The organism is Polaromonas sp. JS666 (assembly GCF_900103405.1).
In the GTDB taxonomy this organism is placed as follows: Bacteria; Pseudomonadota; Gammaproteobacteria; order Burkholderiales; family Burkholderiaceae_C; genus Polaromonas.
Genome location: NZ_FNHX01000003.1, coordinates 408,569 through 425,482, shown reverse-complemented (window position 1 = coordinate 425,482; position 16,914 = coordinate 408,569). Strand labels below are relative to the sequence as shown.

At 65.4% G+C, this 16,914-nt stretch carries 15 protein-coding genes; 13 read left to right on the top strand and 2 right to left on the bottom strand.

What is annotated here, in order from left to right; translation table 11 throughout:
* The 13 genes from BLQ85_RS10160 to BLQ85_RS10100 all read left to right on the top strand — a co-directional run bounded on the left by BLQ85_RS10160 (window position 1) and on the right by BLQ85_RS10100 (window position 14,713).
* Complete coding sequence (locus BLQ85_RS10160; protein WP_074576467.1) at window positions 1-1,884, top strand: (Fe-S)-binding protein; 1,884 nt, start codon at window positions 1-3, stop codon at window positions 1,882-1,884.
* Window positions 1,881-2,993 carry an electron transfer flavoprotein subunit alpha/FixB family protein gene (locus tag BLQ85_RS10155; protein ID WP_074576457.1) on the top strand — a complete coding sequence of 371 codons (1,113 nt, stop codon included), beginning with the start codon at window positions 1,881-1,883 and terminating at the stop codon, window positions 2,991-2,993. The genes BLQ85_RS10160 and BLQ85_RS10155 overlap by 4 nt, the downstream gene beginning before the upstream one ends.
* On the top strand, window positions 2,990-3,766 hold the full coding sequence (locus BLQ85_RS10150) for a hypothetical protein (RefSeq protein ID WP_074576455.1): 777 nt from the start codon (window positions 2,990-2,992) through the stop codon (window positions 3,764-3,766). Before BLQ85_RS10155 ends, BLQ85_RS10150 begins: the two co-directional genes overlap by 4 nt.
* A 13-nt stretch (window positions 3,767-3,779) precedes the next feature.
* Window positions 3,780-5,036 (top strand): aromatic ring-hydroxylating oxygenase subunit alpha, encoded by a 1,257-nt coding sequence (locus BLQ85_RS10145; protein WP_074576453.1) that lies wholly within the window; start codon window positions 3,780-3,782, stop codon window positions 5,034-5,036.
* Between the two features lie 37 nt (window positions 5,037-5,073).
* Window positions 5,074-6,171 (top strand): FAD-binding oxidoreductase, encoded by a 1,098-nt coding sequence (locus BLQ85_RS10140; protein ID WP_074576451.1) that lies wholly within the window; start codon window positions 5,074-5,076, stop codon window positions 6,169-6,171.
* Window positions 6,172-6,379: 208 nt separating this feature from the next.
* Window positions 6,380-7,417 (top strand): quaternary amine ABC transporter ATP-binding protein, encoded by a 1,038-nt coding sequence (locus BLQ85_RS10135; RefSeq protein ID WP_074576448.1) that lies wholly within the window; start codon window positions 6,380-6,382, stop codon window positions 7,415-7,417.
* Window positions 7,410-8,282, top strand: coding sequence for an ABC transporter permease (locus BLQ85_RS10130; protein ID WP_074576446.1), 873 nt, complete (start codon window positions 7,410-7,412; stop codon window positions 8,280-8,282). The genes BLQ85_RS10135 and BLQ85_RS10130 overlap by 8 nt, the downstream gene beginning before the upstream one ends.
* Window positions 8,283-8,323: 41 nt before the next feature.
* A complete protein-coding gene (locus BLQ85_RS10125; protein WP_254806400.1) occupies window positions 8,324-9,373 on the top strand; it encodes a GlxA family transcriptional regulator in 1,050 nt (349 codons plus the stop codon).
* Between the two features lie 235 nt (window positions 9,374-9,608).
* Entirely contained in the window at window positions 9,609-10,811 is a 1,203-nt protein-coding gene (gene fdhA, locus BLQ85_RS10120) for a formaldehyde dehydrogenase, glutathione-independent (RefSeq protein WP_074576444.1), read from the top strand.
* Between the two features lie 98 nt (window positions 10,812-10,909).
* On the top strand, window positions 10,910-11,770 hold the full coding sequence (gene purU / locus BLQ85_RS10115) for a formyltetrahydrofolate deformylase (RefSeq protein WP_074576442.1): 861 nt from the start codon (window positions 10,910-10,912) through the stop codon (window positions 11,768-11,770).
* Window positions 11,771-11,862: 92 nt separating this feature from the next.
* Window positions 11,863-13,254 carry an L-serine ammonia-lyase gene (locus BLQ85_RS10110; RefSeq protein ID WP_074576440.1) on the top strand — a complete coding sequence of 464 codons (1,392 nt, stop codon included), beginning with the start codon at window positions 11,863-11,865 and terminating at the stop codon, window positions 13,252-13,254.
* A 14-nt stretch (window positions 13,255-13,268) separates the two neighbouring features.
* Entirely contained in the window at window positions 13,269-13,694 is a 426-nt protein-coding gene (locus tag BLQ85_RS10105) for a dihydroneopterin aldolase (protein WP_175456085.1), read from the top strand.
* A 278-nt stretch (window positions 13,695-13,972) separates the two neighbouring features.
* Window positions 13,973-14,713, top strand: a complete 741-nt coding sequence (locus BLQ85_RS10100; protein ID WP_074576435.1) for a substrate-binding periplasmic protein — start codon at window positions 13,973-13,975, stop codon at window positions 14,711-14,713.
* Between the two features lie 16 nt (window positions 14,714-14,729).
* On the opposite strand, the gene phnD is transcribed toward BLQ85_RS10100, so the two are convergent.
* Together phnD and BLQ85_RS10090 are read right to left on the bottom strand one after the other, a co-directional pair.
* Window positions 14,730-15,731: a phosphate/phosphite/phosphonate ABC transporter substrate-binding protein gene (phnD, locus tag BLQ85_RS10095; protein WP_074576433.1), complete on the bottom strand. Its 1,002-nt coding sequence runs from the start codon at window positions 15,729-15,731 to the stop codon at window positions 14,730-14,732.
* Window positions 15,732-15,818: 87 nt separating this feature from the next.
* The gene (locus BLQ85_RS10090; protein ID WP_074576431.1) at window positions 15,819-16,895 is read right to left on the bottom strand and encodes an HAD family hydrolase; all 1,077 of its coding nucleotides are present in this window, start codon (window positions 16,893-16,895) and stop codon (window positions 15,819-15,821) included.
* Between the last annotated feature and the right edge of the window lie 19 nt (window positions 16,896-16,914).

Sequence of the window (16,914 nt, the reverse complement as noted above, 5' to 3'; positions counted from 1 at the left end):
ATGCTGCCCCAGCTTGTAAGCGCCGTGTTCTGGCTGGCCGTCCTGGCCCTGGCCTGGGGCATGGGCAGGCGCGCGCTTATCTGGAAAACCGGCCGGCAGGCCAGTGTGGACCTGCGCGGGCTGTTGCAAATACCCAAGCGTTACTTTGTGGACTTGCACGACGTGGTGGCGCGTGAGCCGTTTGTGGCACGGGCCCACGTCGGTGTGGCTGGCGGCGCCATTCTGGCGCTGGCATTGGTGGCGCTGAACTACGGCCTGGGCCTGTACTTGCGGGTACTGGATGCGGCGCTGCTGCTGGCCGGGCTGATGATGCTCGCCGGTGCCGGCGCAATGGCCTGGCGCCGGCGCAACGCGCCGCAGCGCCTGTCCAAAGGGCCCTGGAACCGCCTTCCCTATTCGCTGGCGCTGTTCGCGGCGGCGGCGGCTTTCGTCGGCGCGCTGGCCTTCACCGGCACCGCCCTCGCGCCCTGGCTGGCTGGCCTGATCAGCCTGGCCTTCGCCGCCGGCGCGGCGGAACTCGCCCTGGGCATAGGCCTGGGCGGCCCGATGAAACATGCGGTCGCCGGCCTGCTGCACCTGGGCCTGCATCCCCGGCCCGAGCGCTTTGGTGACAAACGCTTCGCCACCGCCCTCAAGCCGCTGCGCCTGAGTGCGGACGACATGGGTGTGGGCAAGCCCGCCGACTTCGCCTGGAACAAGCTGCTGTCCTTCGATGCCTGCGTGCAGTGCGGCAAATGCGAAGCCGCCTGCCCGGCTTTCGCGGCGGGGCAGCCGCTGAACCCGAAGAAGCTGATCCAGGACCTGGTCGTCGGCATGAGCGCCAGGACCGACGCCGGCTACGCGGGCAGCCCTTATCCAGGCCAGCCCATAGGCCAGCACGGCGGGGCGCCCGGCCTGCCCATCGTGAACGGCTTGATCAACAGCGAGACGCTCTGGTCCTGCACCACCTGCCGGGCCTGTGTGCAGGAATGCCCCATGCTGATCGAACATGTGGACGCCATCGTCGACATGCGGCGCCACATGACCCTGGTGGACGGCGTGGTGCCGAACAAGGGCATGGAAGTGCTGGAGCAGCTGCGCGACACCGACACCGCCGGCGGTTTCCCGCTCACGGCCCGGCACCACTGGGCGGCCGACCTGAATGTGCCGGTGCTCGACGTCGGCGGCCGGACCGACTGGCTGGTGCTGGTGGGCGAAGGCGGCTTTGACATGCGCTACCAGCGCACCCTGCGCGCCTTCATCAAAACCCTGCAAAAAGCCGGCCTGCAGATCGCCCTGCTGGGCGCGGCGGAAACCGATTGCGGCGACCTGGCGCGCCGCCTGGGCGACGAGCATGGCTTCCAGCGCCTGTCACGCCAGCTCATCGCCACGCTGAAGGCGCGCAGCTTTCAGCACATCGTGACACCCGACCCGCACATCTTCCATTCGCTGAAAAACGAGTACCCCGCCATGGGCGGCGACTTCGACGTCTGGCACCACACCCAGCTGCTGGCCCAGTTGCTGGCCGAGGGCGAGCTCCAGCCCACGCGTGCCGGCAGCGTGGAGGCCGTCACTTATCACGACCCCTGCTACCTGGGCCGTTACGGCCGCGAAGTGGACGCGCCGCGCGCCGTGCTCAAGGGCATAGGCATCAAGGTCGTGGAGATGGAACGCAACCGCGAGCGCGGCCGTTGCTGCGGCGGCGGGGGCGGCGCGCCGTTCACCGACATTCCCGGCGCCACGCGCATCCCGGACATCCGTATCGCGGACGCGAAACTCACCGGCGCTGGTGTGGTGGCCGTGGCCTGCCCCAACTGCACCGCCATGCTCGAAGGCGTGGTGGGGCCGCGGCCCGAAGTGCTCGATGTGGCCGAACTGCTGGCCCATGCATTGGAGGTCGCATGAGCACTGCATACGCCCCCCAAGGCCAGCTGCGCCGCGTGGACCCGCGCCGGCCCGCCATCATCACGCCCGCCGGGCTGCGCCGCATCGTGCTGGGCAGCAGCGAAGGCGAACGCATCAGCGCAAACCGCCTCGATGCGCCGGTGGCCAAGGCCGCGCGCAGCGCCGGCCCCTTTCACCGCGCCACCATGGTGGTAGCGCGCGCGGAGCGCGGCGCGCTGGGCGACGCGGCACGCCAGGCGGTTGCGGCGGCGGCGATTCTGGCCTCGGCCGATACCGAAGTCATCCTGGCAGTGCTGGGGCCCTGCCATGACGATGTGGCCGCGCTGGGCGCGGACCGCTTGCTCGTGGCCGAGGATTTTGAGGCGCACCGCTACCAGCCCGCAGCCTGCGTGCAATGGTTGCAGGGCCTGCAAGCCGCCTGGACTCCCCAACACTGGCTGTTTGCCGACACCGGCTTTGACGGCCAGCTGGGCCGCCGCTTTGCCGTCCAGGCCGGGCTGGGCCTGGCCTGCGGCGTGGTCGAGCTGGGGGCGGACAGCCTGCGCGTGCCCGCCGGCGCCGGCCAGGACTGGCTGCGCCCGCATGCCCAGGTCATGCTGCTGGCCAAGGGCGTGGCCAGCACCAAACTACCCTTTGTCGGGCTCGGCGTGCGCGAACCCGCGCTGCCTGTGCCGGCTATTCCCGAGAACGGCATCGAGGACCTCGGTGTGCAGGCCGGAGACCCCAAAACGCTGGCGCTCGAGGAAGCCGACTTCATCCTGGCCGCGGGCAACGGCGTCACCGACCTGCCGCTGTTCCACTCGCTGGCGCTGGAAGTGGGCGCCGCCGTCGGCGCTTCGCGCGTCGCGGTGGACGACGGCCGTTTTGCGCGTGCCCAGCAAATCGGCGCCACGGGGAAAACCGTGTCCGCTTCTGCTTACCTGGCGCTGGGTATCTCCGGTGCGGTGCAGCACCTGCAAGGCATCAAGGATTGCCGCCACGTCATTGCGGTGAACCTCGATGCCTCAGCGCCTATCGCGCGACGCGCCGACCTGACCGTGGTAGAAGACAGCGCGGCCCTGATGCGGGCGCTGCTTGAACTGGTGCGCCAGCAAAAGGAGGCCGCATGAGCGACATCACCGTACTCGTGGCGGCCCGCCACCATGCGGTCAGCGGCCGGCCCGTGCGCAGCCGCGCCGATGCGGCCGCTGCCGCCCTGGCTTTGGGCGTGTCGGGCGCCGTGCGGCTGCTGACGGCAGGCCCGCTGCCCGATGCGGTCGCCCGCGATTACCTGGCCCTGGGCGCGCCGCTGCTGGAAGTCCTGGAATGCGGCGAAGACGCCGACATCGCGGCACGCCTGCTGCCGGCCTTGCGCGATGTGCCCTGGGTGTTGGCGGGAACCCGCTCCGAAGCCGAACACGGCACCGGCAGCACAGGAATATTGCCCTATGCCCTGGCGGCCGCGCTGCAGCGCCCCGTGGTCGCCGATGTTCTGGACATACAGGCCGAAGGTTCCGCCTGGATCGTGACCCAGGCCCTGCCCAAGGGAGCGCGGCGCCGCCTGCGCGTGCAGGCACCGGCCGTGCTGGTGGTCAGCGCCGCCGCATCACCCACATTGCGCCATTCGCTGGCCGACGCCATGGCGGGGCGCATCGTGCGCAAGCCGCTTCAGGCGCCCAAGCCCGCACCCACATCCCCATCAGCACCCGTGGGCCAGCGGGTGGCCGGCAGCAAGCGCCGCAAGCTGCTGGAGGCCCGCACCCAGCAAAGCGGCCACGCCCGCATGCTGGGTGCGATCGAGTCGCCCTCGACGGGCGGCGCCGTGCTGCAGGCAGGCGACCCGCACACCAAGGCGCAGGCGGTACTGGACTACCTGCGCACCCATTCTCTTGTTCATTTTTGACGAAACGCCCACTATGACAAAGACCCTTTCCGCGCAAACCCTGCTGACCCGTGAGTTGCTGGCCCGCCGCCGCCCAGGCTACAGCCTGGAGGCGCCGTTCTACCTCAGCGACACGGTGCTGCAGGCCGACATGGAACACATCTTCGGCAAGCACTGGATCTTCGTCGCCGTCGAGCCGCAGATCGCCGAAGCCGGCGACTACATCACCGTGGACTTCGACAAGAACTCCATCCTGATCGTGCGCGACGACGACATGCAGGTTCGGGCCTTCCACAATGTCTGCCGCCACCGCGGCTCGCGCCTGTGCGCCAGCCGGCAAGGCGTGGTCGGCAACATCGTCTGCCCTTACCACCAATGGACTTACGACCTGACCGGCAAGCTGATCCACGCCAAGCACATGGGCGATGACTTCGACGCCTCAGGCCTGGGCCTCAAGCCGGTGCATGTGCGCAGCCTGGCGGGCCTGATTTTTATCTGCCTGGCGGAAAACCCGCCCGAAGACTTCGAGCAGATGGTGGCCGAGATGACGCCTTACCTGGCGCCCCACCAGCTGAGCCAGTGCAAGGTCGCGGCCCAGGTCGACATCGTGGAGGACTGCAACTGGAAGCTCACCATGGAAAACAACCGGGAGTGCTACCACTGCATGAGCAACCACCCCGAGCTGACCATCTCCCTGTACGAGTACGGATTCGGCTACAAACCGGACGAGCACAACGCCGCCGGGCAGCAACAGTTCCAGGACATCATGGACGCCAGCCACAAACGCTGGGAAGCCATGGGCCTGCCCTCGGCGGAAATCGACACCCTGGACGACCGCGTGACGGGCTTTCGCACCCAGCGCCTGCCGATTGACCGCTCCGGCCAGTCGCAAACCATGAACGCCGAGGTCGCCTCCAAAAAACTGCTGGCCGATTTTGTCGACCCGGCGCTGGGCGGCCTGTCGTTCTGGACGCAGCCCAACTCCTGGCACCACTTCATGAGCGACCACATCGTCAGCTTCTCCGTGCTGCCCATCTCGGCCACCAAGACCCTGGTGCGCACCACCTGGTGCGTGCACAAGGATGCGGTGGAAAACGTCGACTACACCGTGGAGAACCTGACCGCCGTGTGGAACGCCACCAACGCGCAGGACCGCCGCCTGGTGGAGGAATCACAAATCGGCATCGCCACCGGCGCCTACCAGCCCGGCCCGTACTCGCCCTTCACCGAAGGCCTGGTCGAAAAATTCTGCAACTGGTATGTGAACCGCCTCAGTGCACTGACCCGGTAAACACCCACCGACATTTCCAGCGTTCTGGCCCATCCCCATGTCCACCTCTCTTCACGCTCCTGACTTCGCGGCGCCCGCCTCCCCGCCCTGGTCTTCCGACCGGGACGAAACCCTGCGCTGCGTCCAGGTGCGCCAGGAAACGCACGACGTCAAAACCTTTGTGCTGGCGGCGCAAGGGCCTCGCAGCTTTCGCTACCTGCCCGGCCAGTTCATCACGCTGGAGCTGGACATCGCGGGCAGCAGGGTCAACCGTTGCTACACGCTGTCCAGCACGCCCACCCGCCCCGACCTGGTCAGCATCACCGTCAAGCGCGTGCCGGGCGGGACCGTGTCCAACTGGCTGCACGACAACCTGCGCCCCGGCATGACGCTGGGCGTGATCGGGCCCTCCGGGGAGTTCAGTTGCTTCAAGGCACCGGCGCAGCGCTACCTGTTCCTCTCGGGCGGCAGCGGTGTGACGCCCCTGATGTCCATGACCCGCGCGCTGCACGACCTGGGCAGCGATGCCGACATCGTGTTCGCGCATTGCGCGCGCAGCCCCGCGGACGTGCTGTTCCCCGAAGAGCTGACCTTGATGGCGCGCAACATGGCGCAGCTGCGGCTGGCCACGGTGTGCGAGCAGCACACGCCGGGCAGTGCTTATGCCGGGCACATCGGTCGCATGGACGCGGCGCGGCTGGCGCATATCGCGCCCGACTTCCTGCAGCGCGACGTCTACACCTGCGGCCCGGCGCCTTTCATGGCGGCGGTGCGCCAGCTGCTGGCGGCGGCGGGCTACGACATGCGGCGCTACCGTGAAGAGAGTTTTTCGTTTGCCGACCAGGCGCAGCCCGAGGCGCAAGCACAGGTCGACGGCGATGGCGGCGCCACGGCCACGCACAGCATCCAGCTGCAGAAGATGGGCCAGTCCTTTTCGTGCCGCGCCGACCAGACCATCTTGCAGGCGGCCACGGCCGCGGGCCTGCGCCTGCCGTCCTCCTGCAGCAGCGGCATCTGCGGCACCTGCAAAACCAAAAAGATCTCCGGCCAGGTCGAGATGAAACACGCCGGCGGAATTCGCCCGCGCGAGATCGACCAGGGCTGGATCCTGCCTTGCTGCAGCAAACCCGTGAGTGATGTCGCACTGGATCGGTGAGCTCAAAAACGTGCATGCACCGAATCAAGAATCCCTTTGAACACGCATTGGAAGTTATGCAAATTTTTTTGGCGTTTAACGGCAGAAATCGAGGTCCTCCATGGACAAACCCTATAGCTTGAAACCCCTGCGCCCGACAAAATCGTGGCACGCTGCTTGCTCATAAAAAGAACCGAAACATGCAGCGAAATTTCCCCGGAGACATACGATGACAAAACCCAAGATCAGCGTCCGAAATCTTTACAAGATTTTCGGAAGCAATATTTCAGAAGCCGTGAAGTTGCTGGGGGAAGGCCTGAGCAAGGACGAGGTGTTTGCCAGGACCGGGCACGTCGTCGGCGTCAACAAAGTCAGCTTCGACGTCATGCCGGGCGAGATTTATGTGCTCATGGGTTTGTCGGGCTCGGGCAAATCCACCCTGATCCGGCTCATCAACCGCCTGGTCGAGCCGTCTTCAGGCGCCATCAACATCGACGGCGAAGACATCACCGCCCTGCCGCAGTGCGACCTGGTCAAGTGGCGGCGCAAGCGCGTGGCCATGGTGTTCCAGTCCTTCGCGCTCATGCCGCACCGCAATGTGCTGGACAACGCCGCCTTCGGCCTCGAAATGGCGGGCACGCCGCGCAAGGCGCGCGAGGACCGGGCCATGCAGGTGCTGGGCCAGGTGGGTTTGCAGACCTACGCGGCGAAGTACCCTTCGCAACTGTCGGGCGGCATGCAGCAGCGCGTGGGGCTGGCGCGCGCCCTGGCGGTGGACCCCGACATCCTGCTGATGGATGAAGCCTTCTCGGCGCTGGACCCGCTCAAGCGCGTCGAGATGCAGGGCCTGATGCTGGACTTGCAGCGCGAACAGCAGCGCACGGTGCTGTTCGTCTCCCACGACCTCGAAGAAGCCCTGCGCATCGGCACCCGCATCGCCATCATGGAAGGCGGCAACCTGGTGCAGGAAGGCACACCCCACCAGATCATCACCCAGCCGGCCAACGACTACGTGCGGCGCTTTTTCGAAGGCGTGGACACTTCGCGCTACCTGACCGCGGCGGACCTGCTGGACCCTGGCTTGAACGGCCACTCCTACAACGGCGGGCCGCGCCTGCGGTCCCACACCACCTTGCCCGAGGCCATGAAGATTGTGCTGGGCATGGACCAACCGGTGGGCGTGTTCGACGCCACCGACCAATTACTGGGCTGCATCTCCGCGCGCAGCCTGCTCGTCCGAATGGCTCAAGAGGCCCGCCATGTCTAATCTCCTTTCGCAAATCACCCAGGCCTCGCACGACGTGCTGCCCCTGGGCAAGTGGGTCAACGCCGGGGTGAAACACCTGCTGGACAACGGTGCCGCCGTCTTCGATTCCATCGGCGTGGTGGTCGAACAATTCGCCACGTGGGTCGAGCTGGGCATGCTGGCCCTGCCCTTCTGGCTGGTCATCCTGGTGGCCACGGCAGTGGGCGTGCGCCGGCTGGGCTGGAAGTTCGGGCTCTTTGTGGCGCTGGCCCTGGCGCTCATCGTGGTCACCGGTTTCTGGCTGCAAACCATGGTCACCCTGGCGCTCACGCTCTCGGCCACCCTGATCAGCCTGTTTTTCGGGATACCGCTGGGCATCTGGTGCGCGCGCGCCCCCCGCGTCAATGCCTCGATACGGCCCATGCTGGACTTCATGCAGACCATGCCCGCCTTTGTCTACCTGATCCCCGCGGCCATGCTGTTCGGCCTGGGCCGGGTGCCCGGCATCATCGCCACCGTGATCTTCGCCATGCCGCCCGTGGTGCGCCTGACCAGCCTGGGCATACGCCAGGTGAGCTCAGAACAAGTCGAAGCGGGCAACGCCTTCGGCTGCACCTCCACCCAGCTGCTGTTCAAGGTGCAGCTCCCGATTGCCCTGCCGACCATCATGGCCGGCGTCAACCAGACTATCATGATGGCGCTGTCCATGGTCATCATCGCCTCCATGGTGGGGGCGGGCGGCCTGGGCAACGACGTACTCGCCAGCATCCAGCGACTGGACATCGGCCTGGGGTTCGAGAGTGGGCTGGCGGTGGTTTTGCTGGCCATCATCCTCGACCGCCTCACCGAAAGTTTTGGCGTGGCCCGCGAGAGCAGCGACAGCTAGGAGCACCCATGCCACGCGTTCCGGTTGAACCGCCACCACTGGTGCCAACAGCTGTTGGCGCCGGCGGTGGCCAGCCCCGAAAAGACGGCACCCATGTCGGCTTCATCCTGCTGCACGACTATTCGATGATCGCGTTTGCCAATGCCGTGGAAACGCTGCGCATGGCCAACTACATCAGCCGCCGCCCGCTGTACCGGTGGACTGTGGTCAACCCCGAACAGGCCAGCGCGGTGGCCAGCAACGGCCTGGCCCTGGCAACGACCGGGGAGCTTGCCGAGCTGGCCGGCTGCGACATGATTTTTGTCTGCGGCGGCGTCAACATCCGCAGCGTCACGAACGACGGCGTGCGCCAGCTGCTGCGCCGCTGCGCCGCCGGCGGCGCGGTCATGGGCGCGCTGTGCACGGGCTCTTTTGCCCTGGCCAGCGCCGGGCTGCTGGACGGCTACCGCTGCGCCATCCATTGGGAAAACCTGGCGGCCATCAGCGAGGAGTTTCCCAAGGTGCGCTTCGCGCCCGAAGTCTTCATCCTCGACCGCGACCGCATGACCTGCTCCGGCGGCACGGCCCCCCTGCACCTGATGCTGCACCTGATCCGCGGCGCCCACGGCGCCAAGCTGGTGATGGATATCTCCGAACAATTCATCGTGGAGCGGCTGCGCGCCAGCAACGACCGCCAGCGCATCCCGCAGCCCGAATGCATAGGCCCCGGTTACCAGCACCTGACGGAGGCCGCCGAAATCATGGCGGCCAACATTGAAGACCCCCTGCCCCTGGCCGAGCTGGCCGGCGCCGTCGGGCTTTCGCTGCGCCAGCTGGAGCGCCTGTTCCACCGCTACTTCAGCATCAACCCGGCGCAGTACTACATGAACCTGCGGCTTCGCCGCGCGCAGGAGCTGCTCACGCACAGCAGCCACCCCATCATGCAGGTCACCGTGGCCTGCGGTTTCCAGTCGTCCTCGCATTTCTGCAAGGCCTACCGCAGCCTGTTCGGGCACGCGCCCAGCGAGGAACGCCGCGGCAAGGTGGGCGAGAGCGAAGCGCGCACCAGGGCCTCGCGCAAGCGCGTGGTACCCCTCAAGCGCGCCGCCTGAAGCGCGCGCCAGCGGCCGCGCGCCTGCCGCTGCGGGACAACTCCGCGTCGCTCCCAGCAAAGTTGCGCAGCCCCAACCTGTAAAAGTGCAGTGGTGCCGTAGCACCGCGCGATTTCACTTTGACAAGGAACGGGGCATGAAGCTGCAAGCCAGGACGCCCTCCTGCCTTTGAAATGCGACGCGCCGGATGCGGCAGCCGGGCAAGCCATTCCATACCAATACAAGGAGACCCAGAATGTCAGCTAATCGCGGTGTCGTCTACCTGCGCCAGGGCCAGGTTGAAGTCCAGTCCATCCCGTTTCCCAAACTGCTCAACCCGCTGGGCGGCAAGGCCGAACACGGCGTGATCCTGAAGGTGCTCACCACCAACATCTGCGGTTCCGACCAGCACATGGTGCGCGGCCGCACCACGGCGCCGGCCGGCCTGGTGCTGGGCCATGAGATCACGGGCGAGGTGCTCGAAGTCGGCCGCGACGTCGAAACCCTGCAGCGCGGCGACATCGTGTCCGTGCCCTTCAATGTGGCCTGCGGGCGCTGCCGCACCTGCAAGGAGCAGCACACCGGCGTGTGCCTGAGCGTGAACCCGTCCCGCGCGGGCGGGGCCTATGGTTACGTCGACATGGGCGGCTGGATTGGCGGGCAAGCCGAGTACGTGATGGTGCCCTATGCGGACTTCAATTTGCTGAAGTTCCCCGACCGTGCGCAGGCGGTTGAAAAAATTCGCGACCTGACCTGCCTGTCCGACATCCTGCCCACCGGCTACCACGGCGCGGTGACGGCCGGGGTCGGCCCGGGCAGCACGGTGTATGTGGCCGGCGCCGGCCCGGTCGGCCTGGCCGCCGCCGCCTCGGCGCGATTGCTGGGAGCCGCCGTCGTCATCGTCGGCGACATCAACCCGTCCCGCCTCGAACATGCGCGCAAGGTCGGCTTCGAGACCGTCGACCTGTCCAAGGATGCCCCCCTGGGCGAGCAAATCGCGCAGATCCTGGGTACGCCGGAAGTCGACTGTGCCGTGGATGCGGTGGGCTTCGAGGCGCGCGGCCACGGCCACGCGGGCTCGCAGACGGAAGCGCCGGCCGCGGTGCTCAATTCGCTGATGGAAGTCACGCGCGCCGCAGGCAAGATCGGCATTCCGGGCCTGTATGTCACGGAAGATCCCGGCGGTGTCGACAAGGCCGCCAAGACCGGCTCGCTCAGCCTTCGCCTGGGCCTGGGCTGGGCCAAATCGCACAGCTTCTTCACCGGCCAGACGCCCGTCATGAAATACAACCGCGCGCTGATGCAGGCCATTTTGTGGGACCGCATCAAGATCGCCGATGTGGTGGGCGTGCAGGTGATATCGCTGGACGAGGCGCCCTCGGGCTACGCCGCCTTCGATGCCGGCGCGCCCAAAAAATTCGTCATCGACCCGCACCAGCAACTGAAGAAGGCGGCCTGATTTTCACGGCGCCGGGGCGATACCCCGGCGCGTGAAGACATCCCGCCCTTCAGCCATATAGCCAGCCACAAACATCCATTGCCAACTTTCCCGCGCCCATGACCCCGGATACCAACACCCATTTCTGCCTGAACCTGGCCTGCGGCAGCGCCCAGGGCCAGGTCGCGGCCATCTCCGCCTTGTTAAACCAGCATGGGGCGTATATCGAGCAGTTTTCGGTGTTTGACGACCACACGACCGAGCGCTTTTTTGTGCGCAGCGTTTTCAGCCTGCGCAGCCCGGTGGAAGTGCTGCGCGCCGCCTTCGCCGAGCTGGCAAAAGGTTTTCCGCAAGCGCAGTGGCAGCTGCATGACCTGGCGCAGCCCACCCGCGTGCTGGTCATGGTGTCCAAGTTCGACCATTGCCTGCGCGAGCTGATCGCGCAGTGGCGGCGCGGTGAGCTGAAGATGGACATTGTGGCCATTGCCTCCAACCATGCCGACCTGGCGCCCTTGGCCGAGGCCGAGGGCCTGCCCTTTCACCACCTGCCGATCAGCGCCGAAACCAAGCCCGCGCAAGAAGAAAAGCTGCGCCGGCTGATCACGGACACCGGCGCCGAATTTGTCGTGCTGGCCCGCTACATGCAGGTCCTGTCGGAAGGCTTGTGCCGGCAGCTGCACGGCCGGGTCATCAATATCCACCATTCCTTCCTGCCCGGCTTCAAGGGCGGCAAGCCCTACCAGCAGGCCCACGACCGGGGCGTCAAGCTGATAGGCGCGACCGCCCACTTCGCCACCACCGACCTGGACGAGGGTCCCATCATCGAGCAGTCGGTCGAGCGTGTGGACCACGCCGATACACCGCAAAACCTGTCGCAGGCCGGCCGCCTGGTGGAAAGCCTGGTGCTGTCGCGGGCCCTGCGTTTTGTGCTGGAGCGGCGGGTGTTCATCAACGGCATGAAAACCGTGGTGCTGCGTTAGGGCACACTGGCCCCACGCGGACGGGCTGATTCATCTACTCCTTTCTTCCATTCTTTTCACCCAGGCGCACGGCGCTCAACGAGACCCCCACCATGGCTGTCAGTGTTTTTGATATTTTCAAGATTGGCATAGGCCCGAGCAGCTCGCACACCGTGGGCCCCATGCGGGCGGCCCACCTGTTCACCGAGCGCCTGGCGCACCAGGGCCTGCTGGAATCCTGCGCGCGCGTGGAGGTCAAGCTCTACGGCTCCCTGGGCTCCACCGGCAAAGGCCACGGCACCGACAAGGCCGTGCTGCTGGGGCTGCAGGGGCATGACCCGGAAAACGTCGACGTGGAAGCCATTCCGGCGATGCTGGAGGCGATCCGCAGCACGGGCGAACTGCAGCTGGGGGGCCGGCACCCGGTGGCCTTCCGCGAGAAAGACCACCTGGCGTTTTACCGCCGCGAGACCCTGCCCTTTCACCCCAACGGCATGCGCTGCATCGCGTATGACGCCGCGGGAGAGGAGCTGCTCAACCGCTGCTATTACTCGGTGGGCGGCGGTTTTGTGGTCAGTGATGAAGTGGCGGCCGACGGCAGCAAGCAGAAGGTGCTGGCACCCGACGTCACCGTGCTGCCCTACCCTTTCCACAGCGGCGACGAGCTGATGCAGCAGTGCAAAAAGGCCGGCATCTCGATTGCCGAACTCATGCGCCGCAATGAACGCCATTGGCGTAGCGATGCCGAGATCGACGCCGGCCTGCACAAAATCTGGACCGTGATGCAAGCCTGCGTGGAGCGCGGCTGCCGCACCCAGGGCGTCTTGCCCGGCGGCTTCAAGATCAAGCGCCGCGCCGCCGAGCTGCACCAGCGGCTGCGCTCCAACCCGGAGGCGTCCCTGCGCGATCCGCTGCAGGTGCTGGACTGGGTCAACCTCTATGCCCTGGCGGTGAACGAAGAGAACGCCGCGGGCGGCCGCGTCGTCACCGCGCCCACCAACGGCGCGGCGGGCATCGTGCCGGCCGTGCTGCACTACTACACGCGCTTTGTCGCCACAGCCACGCCCGGCGGCGTGATCGACTTCCTGCTGACCGCCGCCGCCATCGGCATGCTGTACAAGGAAAACGCCTCCATCTCGGGCGCCGAAGTGGGTTGCCAGGGCGAGGTCGGCGTGGCCTGCTCCATGGCGGCGGCCGCCTTGTGCGCCGTCATGGGCGGCACACCCGAGCAGGTGGAGAACGCGGCCGAAATCGGCATGGAGCACCACCTGGGGCTGACCTGCGACCCGGTCGGCGGGCTGGTCCAGATACCCTGCATCGAACGCAACGCCATTGCCTCGGTCAAGGCCATCAACGCGGCCCGCATGGCCTTGCACGGCGACGGCACCCACCATGTGAGCCTGGACAAGGTCATCAAGACCATGCGCGAAACCGGCGCCGACATGATGACCAAGTACAAGGAGACCGCGCGCGGCGGGCTGGCGGTCAATATTGTTGAATGCTAGTGTTTGAGAAAAGCATGGGTGAACCGTCGATGGCGCCGCGCTCCCGATGGACGGCCCGCGTCGAGTCGCTGGAGACCCGGCTGCGCGTCGGCGTGTACGCGCATGAACACGAACCCCAGCCCATCCTGGTGAGCCTGCGCATCAGCGGGTTGGCTGAGGCGTCCCCTTCCACTTTGGCGCAATGCTTTGACTACGAGCCGATCTGCCGCTGGATGCTCGACGAGTGGCCGCTGAGCGCGCACACGCCCCTGCTCGAAACACGTTTGAATGAGCTGCTGGTCCGCGTGTTTGCCGACAGCCGGATCACCGATGTCTGGATAGGCTTGTACAAAACGCAAGCCATCCCCCAGGCCAGTCGTGTGGGGCTGGAGCGCGACATCACGCGGCTTCAGTTCGAGGAACAGCAGCAGCACCTGCAGGCTATGGCGGCTCGGCCTTAGCGTCGCGCGCCTGGGTCGAAGCAACAGGCCGCCATAGCGGCCGCTCTTCCCGTTTCACCTTCCCCTTCACCTTCCTGCTTCGTGCCGCTGTCGGGTTTGGACAAATTCGCGTCCACTCCACACCACTGCGCCTGCCAAGGCCGCCGAACAATGGGCGCGGGCTCACAAATTTGTAATCTTTTGTGTTCATTGAGGGTAGAGCCTGAGGAGTTTTTATGAACGTTATTTCGTACTCTCTGGTGGCTCGCGCAATTTGGACAGCTTGCGCCCTGACCGCCTTGACCACGCTGAACTGCCACGCGCAGACAAGCTTTGCCACCCCTGGGACGCCCACCGCCAAAGTGATGCGCCTGGCCACGCTTGAATGGCCGCCCTACAACGGCCAGCTGCTGCCGCAGGACGGGCTCTCGACCCGGGTTGCCACCGTGGTGGCAAAGAGCGCCGGCTACCGCCTGATGAGCGCCTCCTCGGATTGGGCCACCACCGTGGAAAGGGGCGAGAAAGATCCCAATTACGAGGGCTACTTTCCCGTCTACTTCAACACCAAGCGGGAGCAAGCTTGCCACCTGTCCCAATCCATAGGCACCAGCCTGCTGGGCGTGGCGACATTAAGAGGCGCGCCCATCACCTGGAACACCATCTCTGACCTTGAGCCCTACAAGCTCGGTGTGGTGGAAGGCTATGTCAACGGCGAAGCCTTCGACAACGCCATCAAGGAAAAACGCCAGGCCGTCGAGGCCGGCGCCAGCGACGCACAGAACGTCAAAAAGCTCAGGGAAGGCAAGATACGCGGCATCGTCATCGACAAAAACGTGCTGAACTACACCCTGTCGCGCCTGGGCGGCGCCGACCAGGTGGTGTTCAACCCCAGGCCCATCGCACAGTTGACCCTGCATGTCTGCTTCAAGCGCAGCCCCGCAGGGCTGGAGATGCGCGATGCGTTTGACGCGGCCCTCAAGAAGCTGGACCCGGCGCAGCTGGAGGCGGAGTACTTTCGGACTTTTCCGTTGATACGGTAGGTGGCGCTGGCCCCGGCTATTGACTCTCAATCCGCGTGGAATTGAGCAGCGTGTCCAGCCGGGCGGCCCGCTGGGTCAGCTGCTGTAGCGTTGCGCTGAAATCGCCGCCATCCTGGGGGCTGCCCATCGCCTTGGTCAGCGCCTGGAACAATGACAGGTCGGCCACGGGCCGCAGCTGGTAGTTCGACGAAGCCTTGAACGCCGACAGGTCATACATATTCTTCAGCGTGGCCCTTTCGGCCTCGTCGCGGCCGTAGGCCAGGAAGAACTTCCGGATGCGTTGCTGCGTTGCCGCCGGCAGGTCCTTGCGGTACAGGATGGGGTCGTTGGGAATCAGTGGGGACTCCCAGATCACTTTGACGCGCGCCATCCTGTCCGGGAACTCCACCTTGTAGCGCAACATGTCCGCGGTGTTGTTGGTCGCCAGGTCCACCTGGCCGTCGGCTACCGCGAGAAAATTGTCGCGGTGGCTGGTGCGGTTGATCTTCTTGAAGTGTTTCTCGGGATCGATCTTGTTCTTGGCGAACACATAGTAGTTCGGCGCCAGGAAGCCCGAAATCGACTCCTTGTTGCCGGCCCCCAGCGTGTAGCTGCCCGGGCGGCTGATCACCTCCGCCAGGCTCTGGGGCGCGGCGTCCTTGCGGGCCAGCAAGACCGAGCTGTAGCCGCGCGTTCCATCCAGCCCGACCATCTGCGCAAACACCAGCGCCTGGTCGGCCTCCACCAGTTCGATCGCCAGCTTGTTGTTGACCCAGGCCACCTGCACCTGCCCACTCTTCAGGGCACCGGAAATTTCGGCGAAGTCTTTCGAAGCCAGAACCTGCACCGGCCGCTGCATCTCTTTGGCCAGCGCGTCGGTGAAAGGCTTCCAGTTTTCCACCATCTTCTCCACGGTATCGCCCGTGACGATGAGCCCCAGCGTCAAAGGCGCCGGGCTGTTGGCGGCGTGAACGGGGAACAGTCCCATCCCAGCCACGCACAAGGCTGCGCACAGGGCGCGCCGGACCCGGGAGGGCATCCCGGGGTAGAGACGATCAGGCTTCATTGAACACCTCCTGGCGGATGGGTGGACGGGTGGACGAACGGACGGGCGGACGAAGCCGGCTTACTTGTTGCCGGCAGGCAGCGGATGAATGTCTTCCGGCTTGACGACGATCCAGTTCTTGTCGGCCGTGACCGGCAGGCCCAGCTCCTTCTGGCGCGCCGCGTTTTTGGTCCACATGTCGGTGATCTGCGTCATGTATTTGGCTTTGCGATTGACCCAAATGCGCACGCCGCCACGATCGATGTCCGTCCCGTGGAACAGCATGTAGCCGTCGCTGGTCGGTGTATCGCCCGCGACCAGGATGGGTTTTTTCCACTGGTCGATGTAGGTCAGGATCGCCGCATACTTGCCCGCCATCCAGGTGTTCGGCGTCCACAAGTAAGGATGCATTTGCAGGTCCATGTTTTTGGCGGGATCGTATTTGCCTTTCTGGATTTGCAGGCGGGACGAGGTCAGTTCCTGGGTCTTGCGGTCTTTCAGCATGGTCGCCACGCCGATCACGTTTTGCGGCTTGACGTTGTAGCCGTACCGCGGGTCGGATGCCACCATGCGCACCAGTTCTTCATGCGCGGCGGTCATGATGTAGACCTCGATGCCGTTTTCCATCAAATGGTTCATCAGTTCGCGCTGGCCCTGGTAGATGCGCGGCGGCTGGATGTCTATGGTCTTGACCGTGTCGCCTTCATAGTAGGTCGCCGGGATCGGCTTGCCGTAGGCCATCAATTCATCGACGAAGCCTTTCAACTCCTTGAGCGTGTAGCCTGAAAAGATTTGCGCCACCCAGGGGTAGCAAACCATGTCGTCGAGTTCGCAGAGCCGGTAGTAATAGCTGTTCAGGCTTTCCTTGTTGCCGTTGACATCCTTGAACGGGATCAGCTTGAGCGAAGGGTCCATGTTCTCGCGCGTCAGCAGGCCTTTCATTTCCATGTAAGGCAGCAGGGACTCTTCCAGGTCGAAGTTGTAGCTCGTGTTGTCCATATCGAACACGGCGTACTCCCCTTTGTTCGCATGCGTCTTGACCAGCGCATTGAGTTTGGCCGCGGCATCGGCGGGCCAGTGTTTCAGTTCGACGGCTGAGCAGCCGAAAGCAACACCCGCCAGCAGCAAGCCGGACAACAGCTTTTTAACCAAATTCATACGAACCTCCAGAGTTTTT